At 61.5% G+C, this 19784-nt stretch carries 20 protein-coding genes; 14 read left to right on the forward strand and 6 right to left on the reverse strand.

Going from position 1 to position 19784, the window contains the following annotated elements:
- Complete coding sequence (locus NKJ77_RS05110) at positions 1-639, forward strand: MarR family winged helix-turn-helix transcriptional regulator (protein ID WP_023744514.1); 639 nt, start codon at positions 1-3, stop codon at positions 637-639.
- A gap of 74 nt (positions 640-713) precedes the next feature.
- Here the strand turns inward: NKJ77_RS05110 and NKJ77_RS05115 are convergent, their stop codons facing one another.
- From NKJ77_RS05115 to NKJ77_RS05135, 5 genes are read right to left on the reverse strand one after another with little or no spacing between them, the layout of a single operon-like run.
- Positions 714-1916: a mandelate racemase/muconate lactonizing enzyme family protein gene (locus NKJ77_RS05115; RefSeq protein ID WP_023830839.1), complete on the reverse strand. Its 1203-nt coding sequence runs from the start codon at positions 1914-1916 to the stop codon at positions 714-716.
- 8 nt (positions 1917-1924) lie between these two features.
- Complete coding sequence (locus NKJ77_RS05120) at positions 1925-2251, reverse strand: NIPSNAP family protein (RefSeq protein WP_352534455.1); 327 nt, start codon at positions 2249-2251, stop codon at positions 1925-1927.
- A 45-nt stretch (positions 2252-2296) separates the two neighbouring features.
- Positions 2297-3655: a mandelate racemase/muconate lactonizing enzyme family protein gene (locus tag NKJ77_RS05125; RefSeq protein WP_023830840.1), complete on the reverse strand. Its 1359-nt coding sequence runs from the start codon at positions 3653-3655 to the stop codon at positions 2297-2299.
- A gap of 55 nt (positions 3656-3710) precedes the next feature.
- Entirely contained in the window at positions 3711-4877 is a 1167-nt protein-coding gene (locus NKJ77_RS05130) for a mandelate racemase/muconate lactonizing enzyme family protein (protein ID WP_352534457.1), read from the reverse strand.
- Positions 4878-4930: 53 nt separating this feature from the next.
- Positions 4931-5641 carry a GntR family transcriptional regulator gene (locus NKJ77_RS05135; protein WP_027048643.1) on the reverse strand — a complete coding sequence of 237 codons (711 nt, stop codon included), beginning with the start codon at positions 5639-5641 and terminating at the stop codon, positions 4931-4933.
- Between the two features lie 205 nt (positions 5642-5846).
- On the opposite strand from NKJ77_RS05135, the gene NKJ77_RS05140 reads away from it, so the two are divergent.
- From NKJ77_RS05140 to NKJ77_RS05165, 6 genes are all read left to right on the forward strand, one after another.
- The gene (locus NKJ77_RS05140; protein WP_031246154.1) at positions 5847-7325 is read left to right on the forward strand and encodes an ABC transporter substrate-binding protein; all 1479 of its coding nucleotides are present in this window, start codon (positions 5847-5849) and stop codon (positions 7323-7325) included.
- A gap of 81 nt (positions 7326-7406) precedes the next feature.
- Positions 7407-8366, forward strand: a complete 960-nt coding sequence (locus NKJ77_RS05145) for a carbohydrate ABC transporter permease (protein WP_023714611.1) — start codon at positions 7407-7409, stop codon at positions 8364-8366.
- Complete coding sequence (locus NKJ77_RS05150; RefSeq protein ID WP_023714612.1) at positions 8363-9253, forward strand: carbohydrate ABC transporter permease; 891 nt, start codon at positions 8363-8365, stop codon at positions 9251-9253. The genes NKJ77_RS05145 and NKJ77_RS05150 overlap by 4 nt, the downstream gene beginning before the upstream one ends.
- A gap of 124 nt (positions 9254-9377) precedes the next feature.
- Positions 9378-10475 carry an ABC transporter ATP-binding protein gene (locus NKJ77_RS05155; protein ID WP_352534461.1) on the forward strand — a complete coding sequence of 366 codons (1098 nt, stop codon included), beginning with the start codon at positions 9378-9380 and terminating at the stop codon, positions 10473-10475.
- Between the two features lie 31 nt (positions 10476-10506).
- Entirely contained in the window at positions 10507-11670 is a 1164-nt protein-coding gene (locus tag NKJ77_RS05160) for a mandelate racemase/muconate lactonizing enzyme family protein (RefSeq protein WP_352534463.1), read from the forward strand.
- Positions 11671-11693: 23 nt separating this feature from the next.
- Entirely contained in the window at positions 11694-12437 is a 744-nt protein-coding gene (locus NKJ77_RS05165; protein WP_023702107.1) for a ribonuclease activity regulator RraA, read from the forward strand.
- Between the two features lie 73 nt (positions 12438-12510).
- Here NKJ77_RS05165 and NKJ77_RS05170 read toward each other — a convergent pair whose 3' ends face one another.
- On the reverse strand, positions 12511-13557 hold the full coding sequence (locus NKJ77_RS05170; protein ID WP_352534538.1) for a DUF930 domain-containing protein: 1047 nt from the start codon (positions 13555-13557) through the stop codon (positions 12511-12513).
- On the opposite strand from NKJ77_RS05170, the gene NKJ77_RS32380 reads away from it, so the two are divergent.
- The 7 genes from NKJ77_RS32380 to NKJ77_RS05210 all read left to right on the forward strand — a co-directional run bounded on the left by NKJ77_RS32380 (position 13534) and on the right by NKJ77_RS05210 (position 19784).
- Positions 13534-15003 carry a LysR family transcriptional regulator gene (locus tag NKJ77_RS32380; RefSeq protein ID WP_502902086.1) on the forward strand — a complete coding sequence of 490 codons (1470 nt, stop codon included), beginning with the start codon at positions 13534-13536 and terminating at the stop codon, positions 15001-15003. The genes NKJ77_RS05170 and NKJ77_RS32380 overlap by 24 nt on opposite strands.
- Positions 15004-15325: 322 nt before the next feature.
- On the forward strand, positions 15326-16306 hold the full coding sequence (gene ftsZ / locus NKJ77_RS05185; protein ID WP_023702103.1) for a cell division protein FtsZ: 981 nt from the start codon (positions 15326-15328) through the stop codon (positions 16304-16306).
- Positions 16307-16761: 455 nt separating this feature from the next.
- Positions 16762-17403, forward strand: coding sequence for a hypothetical protein (locus tag NKJ77_RS05190; RefSeq protein ID WP_023704645.1), 642 nt, complete (start codon positions 16762-16764; stop codon positions 17401-17403).
- Positions 17404-17586: 183 nt separating this feature from the next.
- The gene (locus NKJ77_RS05195; protein ID WP_352534540.1) at positions 17587-18558 is read left to right on the forward strand and encodes an SDR family oxidoreductase; all 972 of its coding nucleotides are present in this window, start codon (positions 17587-17589) and stop codon (positions 18556-18558) included.
- 269 nt (positions 18559-18827) lie between these two features.
- Positions 18828-19145 carry a hypothetical protein gene (locus NKJ77_RS05200; RefSeq protein ID WP_023687854.1) on the forward strand — a complete coding sequence of 106 codons (318 nt, stop codon included), beginning with the start codon at positions 18828-18830 and terminating at the stop codon, positions 19143-19145.
- Positions 19146-19171: 26 nt separating this feature from the next.
- Positions 19172-19363, forward strand: a complete 192-nt coding sequence (locus NKJ77_RS05205; protein WP_023815879.1) for a PPC domain-containing DNA-binding protein — start codon at positions 19172-19174, stop codon at positions 19361-19363.
- On the forward strand, positions 19356-19784 hold the full coding sequence (locus NKJ77_RS05210) for a GFA family protein (protein ID WP_352534467.1): 429 nt from the start codon (positions 19356-19358) through the stop codon (positions 19782-19784). The genes NKJ77_RS05205 and NKJ77_RS05210 overlap by 8 nt, the downstream gene beginning before the upstream one ends.

A 19784-nucleotide genomic window follows, 5' to 3' on the forward strand; every position in this document is an offset into this window, starting at 1 on the left:
ATGAGCAGCAACGCATCCAGCAGTCCGGATCGATTTCCATCCCTGTTCCAGACGCGCGGCGATCGGGACCTCGCCGGTCTGGCGCGCGGCAGCGGCCTGTCCGAACCGGCGGCCGAGGCCGTGGCCGCCATCGATGCGGTAATGAGCAAGGTGCGCCGCTCGATCCAGCGCCGCGACTTCGGCCGCATGATCCTGGCGCGCGTAGACCCTTCGCTGGAAGTGAGCCATCTCGATGCGATCAGCGCCATCGCGAACAATCCGGTTTTCAGCGCTACCCAGCAGGATGAGGTGACGGTTGGCGTCATCGCCGAGCGCCTCGAGATCGATCCGTCGCGCGCCAGCCGCATCGCGGCCGACCTCGTCGAACGCGGCTATGCCTGCCGTGTCGCATCGCAACGCGATGCCCGCCGCATCTGCCTCAAACTCACCGCCAAGGGTGAGCGCCTCGTGGCGGCGGTGCGCCAGACCAAATGGCGGATTTTCGCCGGATCGCTGGCACAGTGGGATGAGCAGGACCTAGTAAGGTTCGCCACCTTGCTGGAACGCTTCGCCGGTTGGGCCATGGACGAAGCCGGGATGAAAAGATCCGCCGAGGCCGTCAAGCAGTTGATGGACGAGATGCTGCCCGAAACGAAATAGGCGGCACGGCGTGGACGCTCACCCATGTGTGCGAGCCGTTCGATAGCCCTTGACGCTCAGGTCGCCTCGGATCGTTATCGGCCGAAGAAACCGGCGTCCTCTTCCGCCAGGTATTTCTTAGCCGCTTTGGCATCGATGTCGAGGCCGAGTCCCGGAGCTTCGAGCAGGTCGACCATACTATCCCTGACGATCTGCCCCTTGGGCAGGCCGATGACGATGTCCTCCCACCACGGGTCGGAGGCGCTGGGATATTCGAAGGCGATGTAGTTGGCCGGCAGCGTGGCGCAGACATTGATCAGCGCGCCGAGGCCCAGCAGACCGTTCGCCGTGCCGTGCGGCGCCATCATGATCGAGTGCATATAGGCATGCTCGGCCACCCATTTGAGCTCGGCGATACCGCCTATATCGGCAGGATCCGGGCCGATGACGCGCACCGCCTGTGTTTCGATCAGTTCCTTGAAATTATGGCGCAGATAAATCTGTTCGCCCGTATGGATCGGGGTGGACGTCGATGTCGTGAGTTCGCGATAGGCCTGCGGATTGACCCACGGCACGTAGTCGCCCGTCAGCATATCCTCCAGCCACATCAGATTGTATTTTTCGACGGCCCGCGCGAAGCGGATGGCGTCGGGCAGGAACCAGCCGGGGCCGCAATCCAGCGCCAGCAAGACCTTGTCGCCGAGCACCTCCTTCATGGCGATGACGCATTCGATCATATGCGCCATGCCGCGCTCGCTGATCTGCCCCTGGTCCATCGCGCCGTGATAGGTCGGCGGCTGACGCACGCCGTAGTGGAAGTCGGGGACGCTGGTCTTCATGTTGGAATGAAAGCTGATGCCTTGCTTGACCATGAAGAAACCTTCCGGCCGCTCCATCATCCATTTGACGTCGGCCGCGTAATCCTCCGGCCTGTCGCCGGTGCGCTTCTTGCGGATGGAACCGTTATAGACCCGCACCTTGTCGCGCACCTTGCCGCCGAGCAGCTTGTAGACCGGAACGCCTGCCGCCTTGCCGGCGATGTCCCACAGAGCATGCTCGATAGCGCTGACGGCGGCGCCGTAGGGCTTGAACGAGCCGCGCTGGCGGATTTTCAACATCACGCGTTCGACATCGGTCGGGTCCTCGCCGATCAGCGCGTCGCGGAAATGCAGCACCCAGGGTTTCAGATAAGGCTTGGTGTACTCGACCTCGCCGAGGCCATGGAGGCCTTCGTCGGTGACGATGCGCACGATGGGGTGCCTGCCGATGACGGCGCACCTGAGATCGGTGATCTTCATGATGTCCTCTATTTCACCGACGAGAAGGCGGTTGGCGCGAGAAACTGGCTGGAAATATTGGCCAGGATCGGGCCATCGCGCTCGGACTCGTCGCGGGCCTCGAGCCATGCCGGATCGGTGGTGAAGGCCTTCCATTTCACTTCGCGCTCGGCAAGGGATTCCCAGGCGAAGAAAAAGGTCAGTCGATTGCTGCTTTCGCCGACCACCGTGGTGAAGAACCCGGCCTGGCGAATGCCATGTCTATCCCACAGCGCCAAGGTATGGTCGTTGAAACGCTTGAGCAGCGCCGGCAGCTGGCCCGGCACGCAGTCGTAAATGCGAAGTTCGTAGATCATGGTTGATCCTTCTGTTTACTTCTCCCTTCGGGGAGAGGTGTAGCGTCAGCTCCAGGTGCGGTCCCAGGAGTATTCGTCGTCCCAGTGATCGGTCGGCCGCCAGATGCCGGTGACGCCGGGCTGCAGGTGCTGGCTGATCACTTCGTCGACGATGTCGTCGATGCCCAGACCAGGCTTGTCGGGCACGGTGATGAAGCCGTCCTTGACCAGCGGCTTGGGCAGGCCGGTGACGATGTCGTCCCACCAGTCGACTTCGACGCTGTGATATTCGAGCGCCATGAAGTTTTCCGTCGCTACCGCGACATGCGCGGCGGCCATTGCCGCGATCGGGCTTTCCGCCATGTGTATGGCCATGGCGACGCCATGCTCCTGCGCCGCGTCGCCGATCTTCTTGGTCTCGAGGATGCCGCCGGTGGTCAGCAAGTCCGGGTGGATGACCGAGATGCCGGCGTTGAGCAGCGGCTCGAAGCCTTCCTTGAGGTAGATGTCCTCACCCGTGCAGATCGGCACCGACGTTGCCTGCTGCAACTGGCGATATTGCTCGGTGTACTGCCAGGGGATCACATCCTCGAGCCAGGCCGGTGCATATTTCTCGATCCGCCGAGCGAGACGGATGCCGTCCTGCAGCGAGATGTGGCCGACATGGTCGATGGCGAGCGGGATCTCGTAGCCGATCACCTCGCGGACCTCGTGGATATATTGATCGAGCAGGTCGATGCCCTTTTCGGTGAAGTGGAGGCCGGTAAAGGGATGCGGCACATTCTGCGCGTCATAGGCGGCGTTGCGCGCCCGACGTTCGTCCAGCGTGCGTGCCGGGCCGCGGCCGGCATGCGTGCGGAAACCGTCGAGCACGCCGGCCGGCGCGACGACCGCGCCCGGGATGTGGGAAATCTGCGTCAGGCCGAGGTCCATCTTGAGGAAGGTGAAGCCGAGATCCATCCGCGCCTTCAGCCGCTTGCCGGTCTCCGTGCCGCTGGGCTTGTCCGCGTCGGTGTCGCAATAGACACGCACCTTGTCGCGAAACCGTCCTCCCAGCATCTGGTAGATCGGCACGCCGTACGCCTTGCCGGCGAGGTCCCAAAGCGCGATCTCGACTGCCGAGACGCCGCCACCTTGCCGTCCATGGCCGCCAAATTGCTTGATGCGCCGGAACAGCCGGTCGACGTCGCAAGGGTTCTCGCCCAGCAACCGGCTCTTCAGCATCAGCGCATAGGTCGCGCTGGCGCCGTCGCGCACTTCGCCCAGGCCGACAATGCCCTGGTTGGTGTAGATCTTGACCAGCGCCGAGGTGAACGGCGCGCCGACGATCTCGGCGACGCGCAGATCGGTGATGCGCAGGTCGCTCGGCCTGGACTTCGTATTTACCCGATTGAGCGCCTCGCCGGCGCTACCCGTCTTTGCCATGGCTTATCCTCGTTCTGATGGTGGCGCCCCGCACCCCCGGCCTGCATAAGCGTTGCTAGCCAAGCTCTATCTCGTGGGCCTGCAGGTAGTCTCGGTTCATCTCGACGCCCAGACCCGGCTTCGACGTCAGCTTGAGGCTGCCGTTCGAAACATCGAGTGGCTCGTCGATGAGGTGATTGTATTTATCGAGGTTCCACTCCGACGTTTCGAGCTTGTAGAAGTTGGGAACCGTCATCATCACCTGCGCTCCCGCAACCACGTTGATCGGCCCCGCGGCGTCATGGGGCGAGACCGGGATATAGTAGGCTTCGCACAGGGCGGAAATCTTCTTCAGTTCGGTAATGCCGCCGGTCCAGGTAACGTCCGGCATGATGTAGTCCGCAAGCCTGTTCTCGAGCACCGGCACGAAATCCCACTTGGTGTGGCCGCGCTCGCCCCACGAGATAGCGGCGCTGACCTTCTCACGCACCTGCTTGAGGGCGTTGAGGCTCTCGGGCGGACAAGGCTCCTCGAACCAGTCGATCTGGCCGGCTTCCTCGAGGCTCCGGCAGAGGCGAATGGCGGTGGGCACATCGAAGCGGCCATGCGCATCGATCAGAATGTCGACATCGGGCCCCGCCGTTTCGCGGATCAGGGCCGTGAGTTCGGCGGCCTCGCGCTCGTCCTTGCGGGTCATGCCGCCATCCAGGTAACCGTCCCGCTGTTCGCGCGCCAAGCCATCGGCGATGCGGCCCTGGTGGGGGAAAGGATCGAACTTCAGCCCGGTGTGTCCGGATTCGACGATGTCTCGAATTTCGCGGACCACAGCCTCCTTGCTGGTAAACTTGGCCTGGTTGGGATGGGTATAGAGCGCGATTTCATCGCGCACCGGTCCGCCCAGCAGCTCGTAGATCGGCTTGCCTAGAACTTTGCCGCGAATGTCCCAGAGCGCTATGTCGATAGCGCTCACGCATTCGACCGCGGCGCCGCGGCTGCCCATATAGGTGAAGCTGCGGAAAATCTTGTGCCAGAGATGCTCGATGCGCGCCGGATCCTCACCTGTGACGGCAACACCGATCTGCCGCAGGATCGTGCACAGCGCGCGGTTGGCGAGCCTTGTGGTGGTGGTGATTTCCCCCCAGCCACTCACCCCTTCGTCGGTCGTCACCTCGACGAACAGGAACTCTCCCCAATAGGAAGCATCGGACTTGATCAGCCACGGCCGAACGCTCGTGATTTTCATCTCTCAACTACCTCTGTCTGATGGCCGGACCAATGATTTTCTGGCTGGAAGTTCTATCCGGCCCGAGCGGCGTTGCGCGCACGCATCTGTTCGAGAACGTGCCGGCCGGAACCCTCGACATGGCGGGCAATGAGTTCGGCCGCCTCGTCGGCATTTCCCGCTTTGATATGCGCGATGAGCTCGCGGTGTTCACGCATGATGGCGGCCCGCCGCGCGAGCGTGAAATTGAAACGCCGGCTCACCGCCCGCAGCACTTCGCGATGCTTCCACCAAAGCTCGGCGGCATGGCGGTTGTAGTGACGCTGGTACATTACGGTGTGGAAGGCGGTATCCAGTTCACTGTGCCGCAATGTGTCGGTGAAGTTGTTCTCTTCGATCAGAGCCTGGATGCGTTCGAGTTCGGCGATGTCCTCGCTGGTCGCCATGTTCACGAACCATCGCGTCAGGGCCGGCTCGATCAGGACGCCGATCTCGTAGATATCCCGGACAAAATCCTGGTCTATGGGCCGGACGCGCGCGCCACGGTTGGCGACAAAGGTGACGAAGCCCTCCCCTCGCAACAGCTGCAGCGCCTCGCGTACGGGGTTGGTCGAGGTGCCGTGACGCCGGGCGAGATCGGTGACCACAAGCCGTTCGTTGGCGGCGAGCCGTCCCTCGATGATGTCTTCCCGGATCAGCTCATAAAGCGAGGCGCCCTCGCTGGACGCCCCGATGGGATCAATCCCCACGGGTGGCTCTGCTTTGAAATCGCTTGTTTCGGCCAAAGCCGGCTCCCCCGATTAGTACATCACATGCTCGATATCATACACGCGTTTTGCAAACAATGTACGATCGGGTGCGTTGACAGGCAATCCACGATCTGAAAACGTACCAGATGATCGAAGGGATACATTGAGCAGAAGGACGCATCCCGCACGGTCGGACGAGCCCCTTGGCGCACAGCGGCATGGGAGAATCTGGGAGGATACTATGACGAGGATTACACTCGGCGGTGCCGTCCTGCGCGGCACTGTCGCCACTGCTTTGATGGCGTCGCTCATGTCGGGATCGGCGCTGGGTGCGCCGCCGGTCGACTTGAGCAAGTGGTCGCCGGAGTATGTGCGCTCCATCGCCGGCACACAGGATTTCGACACGGCCGCCGATTGCGGCAAGGTCACCCCGCTCGACTACAAAGGGCGACTGACGTTCTGGTATCAGGGCGTGTTCGAGGGCGACCCCGACCTGCTGCGTCAGTACTACAAGGATTTCTTCGAGACGTTCCGCAAGACCTATCCGAACATCCAGCTCGAGGATCAGGCCCTCACCTACAACGACCTTCTCGACAAATTCCGCACGGCGCTGCTGGGCAACGCCGCGCCGATGGCGGTCCGCCTGCAAATCCTGGGCGGAACCGAGTTCGCCTCGAAGGGTTATCTGCAGCCGCTCAAGCCGGAAGATGTGGGCTATCCCACGGAGGATTTCTGGCCCGGCGCCATGAAGGCGGTAACCTGGGATGGCGTGACCTACGGCATTCCCACCAACAATGAGACGATGGCGTTCATCTGGAACGCCGACATCTTCAAGCGTGCGGGCCTCGATCCGGACAAGGCTCCGGCGACTTGGGACGACGTCGTCAAATATTCCAAGCAGATCCATGACAAGCTCGGCATAGCCGGCTACGGCCTCGTGGCGCGCAAGAACGCCGGCAACACGCCGTACCGCTTCATGCCGCAACTATGGGCCTATGGCGGCGGTGTCTTCGACGAAGCCTCCGCGAACCCGACCTATAAGGAGGTCGAGCTCAATAGCCCGCAGAGCAAGGCGGCGTTGCAAGCCTCCTACGACATGTATGTTCGCGACAAGTCGGTTCCGGTCTCGGCCCTCACCAACCAGCAGGCCGATAACCAGCCCCTGTTCGTCGCCGGCCAACTCGGCATGATGGTCTCGCACCCGTCCGACTATAACGTCATGCTCGACCTGCAGAAGAAGGCAACGGGCGCCGACAAGGAGAAGGCGCAGACCGTCATCGACAACATGCGCTATGGCCTGATTCCGACCGGCCCCGACGGCAAGCGCGCCGTCGTGTTTGGCGGCTCGAACATTCACATCCTGAAGCCCGAATATGTCGAGGGCGGCAAGGTGGACGAGCCGGCTGCAAAGGCCATCATCTGCATGTGGACGAGCCCTGAATGGTCGCTGAAGATGGCGTATGCCGGCTCGAACCCGGGCAACCTCAACGGCTTCAAGACCAAATGGATGAAGGAACGTCTGGACAACATCAAGTTCCTCGATGTCACCACCTCGATGTTGCCATACGGCATTCCGTTCCCGGCGCTGCCGCAGTCGCCCGAGATCATGAATATCATCGTCCCGGACATGCTGCAGAACGCCCTGACCGGAGCGATGACCGTCGACCAGGCTGCCGACGATGCGGCCGAGAAGGTGAAAAACCTGATGGACGGACTCTAGTCCGGGCCTGACCTGCGATCCGACCGGCTGTGCCGACAGTGCGTGCAGCCGGTTTGCTCCTAACAACAAGGGCACGCCATCGTGACGATCGTGACCGGCAAGGCCGAGGCTCGCCGAAGATTGCAACCCGGTAGCTCCGGCGTGCTGCGGAATATCTGGGAGCATCGCGCCGACTACGCTTACGTGCTTCCAGCGATCGCCGTGATGCTCATCGTCATCGCCTATCCGATCTACTACACGGTCGAGCTGTCGTTCTTTAAGACGCCGCCTGGCCTGCAGCTCCGCGACAAGACCTTTATCGGATTGGACAACTACACGGCCATCGTCACCAGTCAGGTGTTCTGGAAAGTCACCTTGAACACCCTGATCTGGACGATCGCATCTACCTTCGTTGCCTTTGCCTTGGGATTTGCCGCCGCGCTGGCCCTCCACCGCGAGTTTATCGGCCGGGGTGTCCTGCGCGCTATCCTGATCATTCCCTGGGTCATCAGCGCGGTTGCCGCCTCCTATATCTGGAAGTGGATCTACCATTCGGACTTCGGCATCATCGGCGCGGTGCTGGTCGGCCTCGGATTGGCTGACCGGCCGCCGAACTTCATCGACAACGTCAGCACGGTGCTGCCCTCCTTGATCGTCGTCAATATCTGGCGCGAGTTTCCGTTCGCCATGATCATGATGATGGCCGGTTTGCAGACGGTCCCCGACCAGTTGTTGCGCGCCGCGGAAGTCGACGGGGCCAATGCATGGCAGCGTTTCTGGCACGTCACCTTCCCGCATCTGCGCAACGTCTCGACGGTGACGATCCTGCTGCTCGCAGTGGCCAATTTCAATTCCTTCATCATCCCGTGGATCATGACCGGTGGCGGGCCGTCGAACGCTTCGCACATCTGGATCACCCACATTTATGAGCTCGCCTTCGGCCGGCAGCGATGGGGCGTCGCATCGGCCTATTCGGTACTCCTGTTCCTCATGCTGATGGTGCTGGGCTACTTCTACGTCCGTGCGCTGGCCGGCAACGAGCGCAAAGAGGGGAGCGCATGAGCACGATCGTCGAGACAGTCCCTCGACGTCCGGCCCGGCGCCGCATGCGCATCGACGGATGGCGTTGGGCCGGGCGCATCTTCCTCGTGTTCATGCTGCTTTACACCGCGTTGCCGATGATCTGGATGCTGATCACCTCGATCAAGTCCGGCTTCGCGGCGATGCAGTTCCCACCGCAATGGTGGCCGGAAGAGCCTACCCTGGCCAGCTACCAAAAGCTGCTCGATCCGCAAAACAGCGTCGGCCAGGACTTCCTGCGTTTTTTCTGGAACAGCCTCTACGTGTCGACCGTCACCACAATCCTTTCGGTGATCGTGGCCGTTCCTGCGGCCTACGCCTTTTCGCGCTTTCGTTTCCCCGGTCGAAACTTCCTGTTCTTCACCGTGCTTTTGCGCAACATGTTCCCGGCGGTGATCTTTCTCGTGCCGCTCTTCATCCTGATGCGCGCGATCGGGCTGGTGAACACGCATGGCTCGCTCATTCTCACCTATCTCACCTTCGGCCTGCCGCTGGCGATCTGGCTGCTCAAGGGCTTTTACGACAACATTCCGGTGCAGCTCGAGCAGGCGGCGCGGATCGATGGGGCGACCCGGTTCCAGGCCTTCATCCTGATCGTGATGCCTCTCTCGACGCCCGGAATCATCGCCACCGCAATCTATTCCTTCATTGGCGCCTGGAACGAGTACATCTATGCCTACACCTTCCTTTCCAAGAACGAGCAGTTGACCCTGCCGGTCGGCATACAGCGTTTCTTCTCGGAGAATACGACGGACTTTCCGGGCCTGATGGCGGCCAGCTTCATGATGAGCGTGCCCGTCGTGGTGCTGTTCCTCCTCCTGCAACGATACTTCGTACGCGCCCTTACAGAAGGCGCGGTCAAACACTAGAGCCGGATGATTTCAGGTCTGTTCGACCTGAAATCTGAATCCGCCTCTAAATCAAAGAGATAGAGCATGATGTCGTCCGAAAACCGCTTCACACTTTTCGGCATCATGCCGTAGGGAGTTGCCTATGGCCCACGTGGTCCTGAGAGATCTCGTCAAGACCTATGGCGGCTTCAAAGCTGTCAACGACGTTTCGCTGACGGTCAATGACGGCGAGTTCGTTGCGCTCGTCGGCCCTTCGGGCTGCGGCAAGACAACCACGCTCAATCTTGTCGCGGGATTGATCCCGGTCACATCGGGCGACATCGTCATCGGCGACCGCGTGGTCAACGACCTCGACCCCAAGGACCGGGACATCGCGATGGTGTTCCAGAACTACGCGCTCTACCCGCAGAAATCGGTCTACAAGAACCTGGCGTTCCCGCTGCAGATGCGCAAGCTGCCCAGGGACGAGATCGACAGGAAGGTCAAGGAAGCGGCGCGCGTGCTCGACATGACGCACCTGCTCGAGCGCAAGCCGCGCGAACTTTCAGGCGGGCAGCAGCAACGTGTCGCCTTGGGGCGCGCCCTCGTCCGCGACCCTGCCGTTTTCCTCATGGACGAGCCGCTCTCCAACCTCGACGCCAAACTGCGCGTCCAGATGCGCTCGGAGATCAAGCGCTTCCACCAGGACCTCAAGGCGACCATCATCTATGTCACGCACGACCAGCTCGAAGCCGTGACCATGGCCGACAAGATGGCGGTGATGAACGGCGGCTACCTGTTGCAATACGATTCTCCGGCGCAGGTCTTTGCCCATCCGGTGAACATGTTCGTCGCCAGCTTCATCGGCAGCCCGGCGATGAGCCTTGTTCCACTGGAGGCATCGACAGCAAACGGCAACACTGCGTTGACCGGCGCGGAGGGCTGGAGCCTTGAGCTCTCGCCGCTCAACGCCCGGAAGGTTGCGAAGGCAACGTCAAGGAAAGTCGTGCTCGGCGCACGTCACTCGACCATCAGGCTCCACAAGAGCGCGGTGCCAGGCAGCGTCCCGGCCACGGCCTATACAGTGGAGCCGACCGGAGACGTCACCTTCGTGCAGGCGTTGCTGTCAGGCGCCATCGTCAACATCAGCGTGTCCCCCAACATCGCCGTCGCACCTGACGAGCAGATCTGGCTCGAGTTCGACCAGGAGCGGCTGCATCTGTTCGATGGCGAAACTGAACTGGCCCTCAAGGCCGGCTGAGACAAGACGGGGTTCATTGGGAACGTTGGGGATGACTGAAAAGCTTAAGATCACCGCGATCAAACCCTATCCTGTATGGGTTGGAACGCGCAATCAGATGCTCGTCAAGATCGAGACCGACCAGGGCGTCTTCGGCTGGGGCGAGAGCGGCTTGAGCGGGCGCGAAAAGGCCGTTGCCGGCGCGGTCGAGCATTATCGCGAGTTTCTCATCGGCCGCGACCCGATGCAGATCGGGCGGATCTGGCAGGAGGCATATCGCAGCCAGTACTTCGAAGGCGGGCGCGTTCTGCAGGCGGCGATTTCCGCCATCGACGTCGCCCTGCACGACATCAAGGGCAAGGCGCTGGGGGTGCCTGTCTACGAACTGCTGGGCGGCAAGCAGCGCGACCGAATCCCCACCTTCGCCTCGACCGGAGACGAGGCCGAGGGCGACGTCGCCATCGAACGAGCCCGGGAGCTGCGCGCACGGGGGTGGCAGGCGATCCGCTTCTTCCCCGCAGGGCAAAGCAGCAGGGACATCTTCGAACCCCGCGAGTCGATCGGCGCTACCGCGAGCATGCTGAACAAGGCGCGCGAGGCGCTTGGCGACGACGTCGTTCTCGGCATCGACTATCATCATCGGCTGTCGGTGGCAGAGGCGGCGAGCTTCTGCAACAAGCTCGGCCGCGGCGTGCTGGATTTCCTCGAGGAGCCGATACGAGACGAGACACCTGAAGCCTACGAATCCCTGCGCAGGATGACCGACATCCCGTTTGCCACCGGCGAGGAATTTGCCAGCAAGTGGCAGTTCCTGCCCTACATTGAGCGCGGCATCCATCAGTTCAACCGGCTTGATGTCTGCAATGTCGGCGGGCTTACCGAGGCGATGAAGGTCGCTGGCTGGAGCGAGGCGCACTATGTCGACCTGATGCCGCACAATCCGCTTGGTCCGGTGTGCACGGCCGCGACCCTGCATCTCGCCGCCGCCGTACCCAACTTCGCGTGGCTCGAGACCAGGGAACCCGAGACGAAGCTGGGCTTCGACAATTCCGACTTCTTCCCCGTGCAGCCACGGCTTGACGGTGCCGACTATCCGGTCAGCGACCTGCCGGGCCTCGGCGTCGAGGTCAACGAAGCGGCGGTCCAGGCGGAGGCTTTTCGTTTCTGGGAAGCGCCTCACCTCAGGCGCCGCGACGGGTCTGTTACGAACTGGTAGTCCCCTTTTATCCGGAGTCCACAATGACGCATACCCCTGACATCACGCGACCGCCCAAAGACCTCATTGACGCCCTGAGGGAAATCGGCGCCGCGACGGTTGCCGGCACGCTAGGCCACATGGGTTTCCGCAATCCGCACATGGTCGGTCCGGTGGCGCAGAACCATGGGAAGTCGATCGTCGGGCCGGCGCTGACGCTGCAGTTCCTGCCGCAGCGGCCGGACCTCTTCAGCGAGGGAGAATACGCCGACCCGGAAACGCAACTGCACCGGCACGTGCTCTACCACGCGCAGGAAGGCGATGTGGTCGTCGTCGACGCGCGCGGTGACATGAGCTCGGGCGTCTTCGGCGATATGATGTCGACCTACTTCAAGGGCAGAGGCGGCGCGGGCATCGTCATCGATGGATGCATGCGCGACCGGCCCAATGTCGAGAAGCTCGATCTGCCCCTATGGCTGCGCGGCTGGACGCCCAACTACCATGTGCAAACCAGCATCTATCCGAACGCCGTCAACGTTCCGATCGCCTGCGGCGGTGTCACGGTTATCCCCGGCGACATCATAGTGGCGGACGACGACGGGGTGGTAGTGCTTCCCGTCGCAATGGCCGCAAAGGTGATCGAGGAATCCCGGAAGCATCACGATTGGGAAGAGTTCTCGCGAGAGAAGCTGATGCAGGGCGCACCGCTGCAGCGCTACTATCCGCTGCATGACGATGCCCGCGGCGAATATGAGGAGTGGCGCAAAGCCAATCGCCCGGCGGATTGAAGCAGGCATTCAAGACGATCCATATGTGCGGTGAAACTTGATGTGCGCCCCGACAGACTACTGGGAAGCCGTCTCAGCCGGGACCGCGCCGCCGACGAACGTCCCGATCAAGAAAGGCGCTTTCGTCGGGCGAGGCGGCGGCTCCGACACGGAAGGCGAACGACGTGACCCGCGTCGCATTGATGTCGATACCGCATCGGAAGCTCAGATGGTACCATGTCGTTGCCGTCCGGAAAGCGGTGTCGGGGGCGTCAAGAACATTGCCGGCCTTAAGCGGAATGCTTGGGATCAATTGGGGAGAATAAGAGGCGTCGTTCAACTCTTGCTCCAGAACGCTGGCGCAAAGTCTGGCGGCCCGTTGATCGCGAGGCACGTCGGCCATCGAGTTCGTTGCGAACACATCACCGGTGGCGCCTTGCGAAAAGAGTTTGCGAACGCCCGGAAGGCCCGAATATGGCCGCGGTGTAGCCGCGCCCACGTCCGTGGAGTTTGGCTCTTCGGTGATTCCGCGTCCTGACTTCGTAGCCTTTGCGGGGCGGGGTTTCGGCACGTTTTCGGTCCGAGGCGCCTGAGCCGACGCGGGAAGCTCGATCTCACCGTCGTCCCCAGGGGCAGCCAAAGGCATTGCGGCCGCGGATGCCTGTTTGTCAGAGGGTGGGGTCGCAGCCTCCTGTTTGTCCGCTTCCGGCTTCTCATTAGTCTTGGCTGACTCTGTCGGCTCTCCGGCGTCTGGCGCTGGGGCGGGTTTACTCTCCGCATCCTTTGGCGCGACAGCCGACTGTGGCTCGTTATCCTTGGCCGGCGATGGCACATTGTCTTGAGCGCTGCCTCCATTCAAGGATTTTTTGGGGCCAGTGTCTTTGTCGCCGAACTGAAAAACAGGCTTCAGGACCTCGATTGGCGGCAGCTTTTCCGGTGCCGGCTTTTCAACCTTCTGCTCCGGCGGCTTTTCGGGTTGCGGTGGACGCGGCGCGGGAGCGGGTTTCGGCTTCGGCGGTTCGGGTGGCGGGACGAGTGCGACATTGACCGGTTCCTCCTCCTGCGGCTGCTGGGCAGGAACGGGCAGGCCATAGACCAGGAACGCGGTGATGAGCGCATGCAGGACCAGCGATGCGGGCAAGGCCCACAGCAAAGTCCGACGCCGCTCGGATTTCTCGGTCTTCATCCCTCACGATGTGGAGCGAAACTGCGGCGGCATCAAGCGTGGCAACCGTATTGGCGCATTCAGCCGCAGCTCAACAGTGAGGAGACGACGCCTGATTGCTTCTCGCCGCCGGCTCCATTCTCTGCATGCCCGCCTCCAATCTCAGCGACGCAGGCTGGCGTCGCGGGCACGCTCGCGGAGCTCTTCGCGAGAAAGGCCCGCATCCGCCAATATGCTGTCTGGAAGCCGCCTCAAGCTCGCAAGCGTCTGGCGATAGGCAAGCCAGCGGGCGAAACGGTGTCGAAGTTCATGCAACATGATCGTCTCCTTGAGAGCGAAATACCTCACGCTCTTGAGTTGGTCGAAAACGCAAAGCAATCGCGCAAAGCGTATGCACGATCAAAGGATTGGACTGACTTCCTGGCCAACCGAGGTGCCTGTCATTGTCCCACCAGGGCAGGAATTTCCAGCGCCTCCAACGGCTGCATACTTGCGCATGATGTCCGCTTCGCGCTACAGCCACGGTCGCAAGGAGTTTTTCATTTCTGCAAAATGGATATTGGCTGGGACGATCTGAGGTTGTTTCTCGACGTTGCGCGGCTGGGTGGCCTGAGCGCGGCGACGGCAACCACGCGCCTCAGCGCAGCCACACTCGGACGACGCGTCACCGCGCTCGAAAAGCAGATCGGCGAAGCGCTGTTCGTACGTCAGCAGACCGGCTACCGACTAACCCCGGTCGGTGAAGAACTGCTGCGGCGCGCCGAAGACGTCGAAGCAGCAATGCAGTCGCTAACCCGCTGGCGCGAGGGAAACCTGCCCGACCGCATTGTCCGCGTCTCGGCCGGGCCATGGACCTCGGCCTTCGTTTCGGCCCATATCGGCGAAATCTGGACCGTCGATGACGGCATCAGGGTGGAACTCGTCACCACCACCGACCGGGTCCACATCGGTCGCCGCGCCGCCGATATCGGCATCCGCAGCGAGCGCCCGACCGAACAGTGGCTGGCCGGCCGTCAGAGCGGCAAGGTCGCGTATGCCATCTATTCCGGACGCCACCTGATCAACGGCATCGCCGCCGGGTTGTTCGTCGGCGTCACCGGCGAAGGGGCAAACATTGCCTCGGCGCGCTGGCTGCAAGCCCATCACGGCGATCGCATCGCCGTGCGCGGCAACAACACCCATTCAGTGCGCGAATTGGTGGCCGCAGGCGCCGGCCTTTCGATCTTTCCGTGCTTCGTCGGTGACAGCGATCCGCGGCTGGTTCGCGTCGCTCATCCTATCCCCGAACTCGAAACCGACCAATGGATCGTCACCCATCATGAGGAACGCCACTCCCCGCCAGTACGAAAGGTTGCCGACCGTATTGCCGCCCTGATGCGGGCCCATCAGCCGCTGTTTCGCGGCAAGATGCCGATCCGGTAAGCCTCAGGCGTCGATCGGCCGCCACATTCTCAAGGTCCTCGCGCGTGAGGCGGGCGCGTGAAGCTTGGAGGGGTTGGATCCCGGAGATTGTGGATTTTCGCTGGCCAGAATCCGAGCCGATTCCGGAAGATTGAACTGGAGACCCGTTCAAAAGGTCGGCTCATTCAGGCGCATATGGTACAAGTCCCACATCTTGTCTTGCCGCAAAGTTCACCCTCTGATTCCCTGTGCCAAGGCGATAGAACGTGATTCTTGCACCTGGCGTGTTCAAGCGGCGCGTTCCGGGAACTTTTTTGTCGATCAATTCCAAGGAGACAAGACGATGAGCACCGCGGCAAGGCCCGTCATCTCGGAAATGCGGCCGAAGATAACCGTCATTGGTGTGGGCGGTGGCGGCGGCAACGCGGTCAACAACATGATTGCCGAAAATCTGCAGGGTGCGGAGTTCATCGTCGCCAACACCGATGCCCAGGCACTGACCATGTCGAAAGCATCGCGGCTGATCCAGCTGGGTGCCCATGTCACGGAAGGCCTGGGCGCCGGGTCGCTGCCCGCGGTCGGCCGCGCGGCAGCCGAGGAATCGATCGACGAGATCAGGGACCACCTTGCGGGAACCCATATGTGCTTCGTGACCGCCGGCATGGGAGGCGGAACTGGAACCGGTGCCGCGCCCGTCATAGCGAACGCTGCACGGGCAGCCGGCATCCTGACCGTGGCCGTCGTCACCAAGCCGTTCACCTTCGAAGGGAAGCGCCGCATGCAAGCCGCCGAAGAGGGCATCGAGCAGCTTCGCGAATGCGCCGATACCGTGATCGTTATTCCGAACCAGAACCTCTTCAGGATCGCCGACGCAAAGACGACTTTCGCGGACGCCTTCGCCATGGCTGATCGCGTCCTTTATTCCGGCGTCGGCTGCATAACCGATCTCATCGTCAAGGAGGGGCTGATCAATCTCGACTTCGCCGACGTGAAGTCGGTGATGCGCGACATGGGTCGCGCAATGATGGGTACCGGGGAAGCCACGGGCGAGGACCGCGCCAGGAAGGCCGCCGAAGCGGCGATAGCAAACCCGCTTCTCGACGAAGCCTCGATGATCGGCGCCAAGGGCGTCCTGGTCTCGATCTCGGGCGGCATGGACATGACGCTGTTCGAAGTCGATGAGGCCGCCACCCGCATCCGCGAGGAGGTCGACGCCGACGCCGACATCATCGTCGGCGCCATATTCGACCGGGCACTCGCCGGAAAATTCAGGGTCTCAGTCGTCGCGACAGGATTGCGGCAGGGCCTGGAGATACCGCAGTAGGCAGGATCCGGGCTGCTGATTTATGAGTCTGGTGGACCGTGGTCATGGGCTTCGCCACCGAAAAGTCGGCCCGCAAGCCCGCACCATTGAACTTGCCGGTGAATTCGCGTTGCCGGCCTAGAGACCGAATTTGTTTCGAGGCCGCTGCCACGAATGCGCGAACTCGCATCAGCGCCGCCGCGGAACCGCTCCCAACTGCAACCGCGCCGCGAATGCGCTTCGACCCGGATCCCCAACAGGAGGCCATACAGATTGACCGCGGCAGACATTTCGCCTGCGATATGGCCAGCGTCTGCTGACCACATGATCGGCCCTTTCTGATCGGTGATGCGGGCTCGCTGGATATGGCACAATAAAACCGGCATGGGTCAGACGTCGGGAGCGTCCAGTGGCGGCCAGCCTCGCAAGCGCTATATCGAAGAAAAACTCAGGTCGACCCGACAGGAGCATACTCCATGGCTGACACGCCGACACCCGATGCTTCGTTTCTCGCGGCCCTGACGACAGAGCATTTCGTGCAGCAGACAGCGATCAGCACGTCCATAAGTGAAATGGCGTCGCGGACGACCATCTACATTATGGCTCTGTCGAGCGCTCTGGTGGCAACGGGCTTTGTTACGCAGTCCTCCGAGTTCTTCCTGCCGTTTGTCGCGGTTGTGCTGCCATCGGTCTTTTTACTGGGTGCCTTTACCGTCTTGAGGTTGGTCGACATCGCCGCTGAGAACATGCAGGCCCATATCGGCATTGCCCGGATCAGAGCCTACTATCGAACTTTGGGCGACGAGGCTGCCTTCCAGTTTTCCAAGGAATTCGGTCGCTGGCCCGAAAATGACGCCGAACCTTCTCTTCGTACTGGGCCTCTCCTGGCGTACCTGACCACTGCAGCGACTATGATCGCATTCATAAATGCCATCGTCGCTGCGGCGGGCGTTACTCTGCTTGCGTTTGGTGTCGGTGCAGAACTATTGCTCGCGCTGTGTCTTGGTGCTGGAGCAGCAATCGGCTTGATGACGATTTTCTATTTATACCAGCGCCTTCGGACGAAAGGCATGGTCCGCATTGCCAAACCCTATGGCTCTGAAAAGAGCGTGCTTTGAGCGGGAAATGAATGTGGTGTTTGTGTGAACGGCACCGGCATGGCAATTCCGATCTTATTGACGACCAATGCTCCACGCCCCTCGCAGGCTGTTCGCAATGGCGAGCCCTTTCGGGATCGAGATATTTGCGCAAACTTTTTTGCCCGGCATGCGTTGTTCGTTCTCCGAGCACAGGAGAAAGCCATGCAGACTAAGTCGCAGACTTCAGCCGAAGCCGCCAAGCAACGCCATATCCAGCGTGGTATCGACGCCAAAGACGAGACGAAGAGCATTGGCAAAATGCAACAAGCGATGCAAGCCGGCGCCCGCAAATATCCCGAGCCACCTTTTCCCGAGCAGCATCAACCCAAACCGGGGCATGAATGGGCGATCGAGCCCGCTCCGCTCTACGATGCGCCTTACTACCTCGGATCGAAAAAACTCGATGACAAGGTAGCGCTTATCACGGGTGGTGATTCCGGCATCGGCCGTTCGGTGGCAGTCTTGTTCGCCCGCGAGGGCGCCGACATTGCGATCGTATACTTGAGTGAAGACAGGGACGCCGAAGCGACCAAAAACGCCGTCGAAAAGGAAGGCCGGCGTTGCATACTGATAAAAGCCGATGTCAGTGAACGCGAGCATTGCCGCAACGCCGTGGCGCTGACGGTCGAAAAATTCGGCAGGATCGACGTGCTGGTCAACAACGCCGCTTTCCAAATCCATTCCAGTGACTTCAACGACCTGACCGAGGAACATTTCGACACGACGCTGAAGACCAATCTTTACGGCTATTTTCATATGGCGCAGGAGAGCGTGCCGCACATGGAGCCGGGCTCCGCGATCCTCAATACCGGTTCGGTGACCGGCATCGACGGTTCCAAGCAACTGGTTGACTATTCGATGACCAAGGGCGGCATTCATGCCTTCACGCGAGCGCTTTCGGGCAATCTGGTCGGCAAGGGCATCCGGGTAAACGCGGTCGCGCCAGGTCCGGTGTGGACGCCGCTCAACCCTTCGGACAAGGAAGCCGACGACGTCTCGAAATTCGGCGCGGATACGCCGATGAAACGGCCAGCGCAACCGGAAGAACTTGCCCCGGCTTACGTGTTCCTCGCCTCGTCGCATTGCTCGAGTTACATCACGGGAGAGATCCTGCCGGTGGTCGGTGGCTACTGAGGTCGCGGAACGTATTTCGTTGCATTGGGCTACCGAGTAGACGGCACGCGGAGACGTCGTCTCCAGGGAGACGCTTGCCGCGCTCGATCGCTTCAAGAAACGCGTGATCGGTGCCGTGCGCCGCCGCTACACGGCACCCGCCACGGCTCCGGAGCAATAACGCTCCGTGTTGGTCGAAATCCTCGCTCGCGTTTTCAATTTTCTGAATTTCCGCTTGGAACTCTCCCGCCGGCATACCGTTCAAACATCATTGAGCCAGGAGAACGACCATGCCACGAGGCGACAAATCGAAATACAGCGACAAACAGGAACGCAAAGCCGACCACATTGCCGCAGGCTATGAGAAGCGCGGTGTTTCCGAGAAGGAATCCGAGCGCCGGGCATGGGCGACCGTCAACAAGGACGATGGCGGCGGCAAGAAAGAAGGCGGCTCGGGTCGTGGTAAACACACCGGACACCCCGCGGCCCACAAGGGTGGGAAAAGCGGCGGCAAGGCATCGGCTTCACGGTCAGCCGCAAGCCGATCGGAATCGGCAAAGAAGGCAGCGGCAACACGCAAGCGGAATGCCGAGCACCATGCCCATTAACTGCCCCGCAACAGGTTCGGAACGCCATGAAACCCAAGCTCGTCAATCAGGTCAGCGGGCAAAGAATTTTCGTCGTGGTGCTCGACCTCGGTGACGAAGGCTTCGCCGCGCTGACCGCCTTCGCAACCGACAAGAACATCGCCGACAAGAACATCGGCAGTGCCTCTTTGACTGCGATCGGAGCGTTCGGCGCCGCCTTGATCGATCTTAATGCGTGAGGTTGGCAAGCGCCTACCCGGCTCCTTGGCCATCAAGGGCGGATGTCTCTGTGGCAGGATCCGATTCAGCGCCGGGATCGAACCGAGGGTTCACTACTGCCACTGCGATATGTGCAGACGAGCGACCGGCAGCGCGTTTGCAGTTCTTGCCTGGATGCCCTGCCAAAGCCTGACCTGGAATTCCGGAACGCCAACATATCGAAGGTCTTCGCCGATCGCGCAAAGAGGCTTCTGCCCAGAATGCGGATCGCCGCTCAGCCTTTGCTACGACGCGTCGCCAACCGAGATCGCGCTGCACGTCGGTACCTTCGATGATCCGGCTCACCTGATGCCTCGGTACAACTACGGTTCAGCGCAGCGCCTTGGTTGGGTGTGCTGCGGAATAGACCTACCGGACCGCGACACCGAGGTGCGCTGGTAG

The sequence above is a fragment of the Mesorhizobium sp. M0052 genome, assembly GCF_040323255.1.
GTDB lineage: Bacteria > Pseudomonadota > Alphaproteobacteria > Rhizobiales > Rhizobiaceae > Mesorhizobium.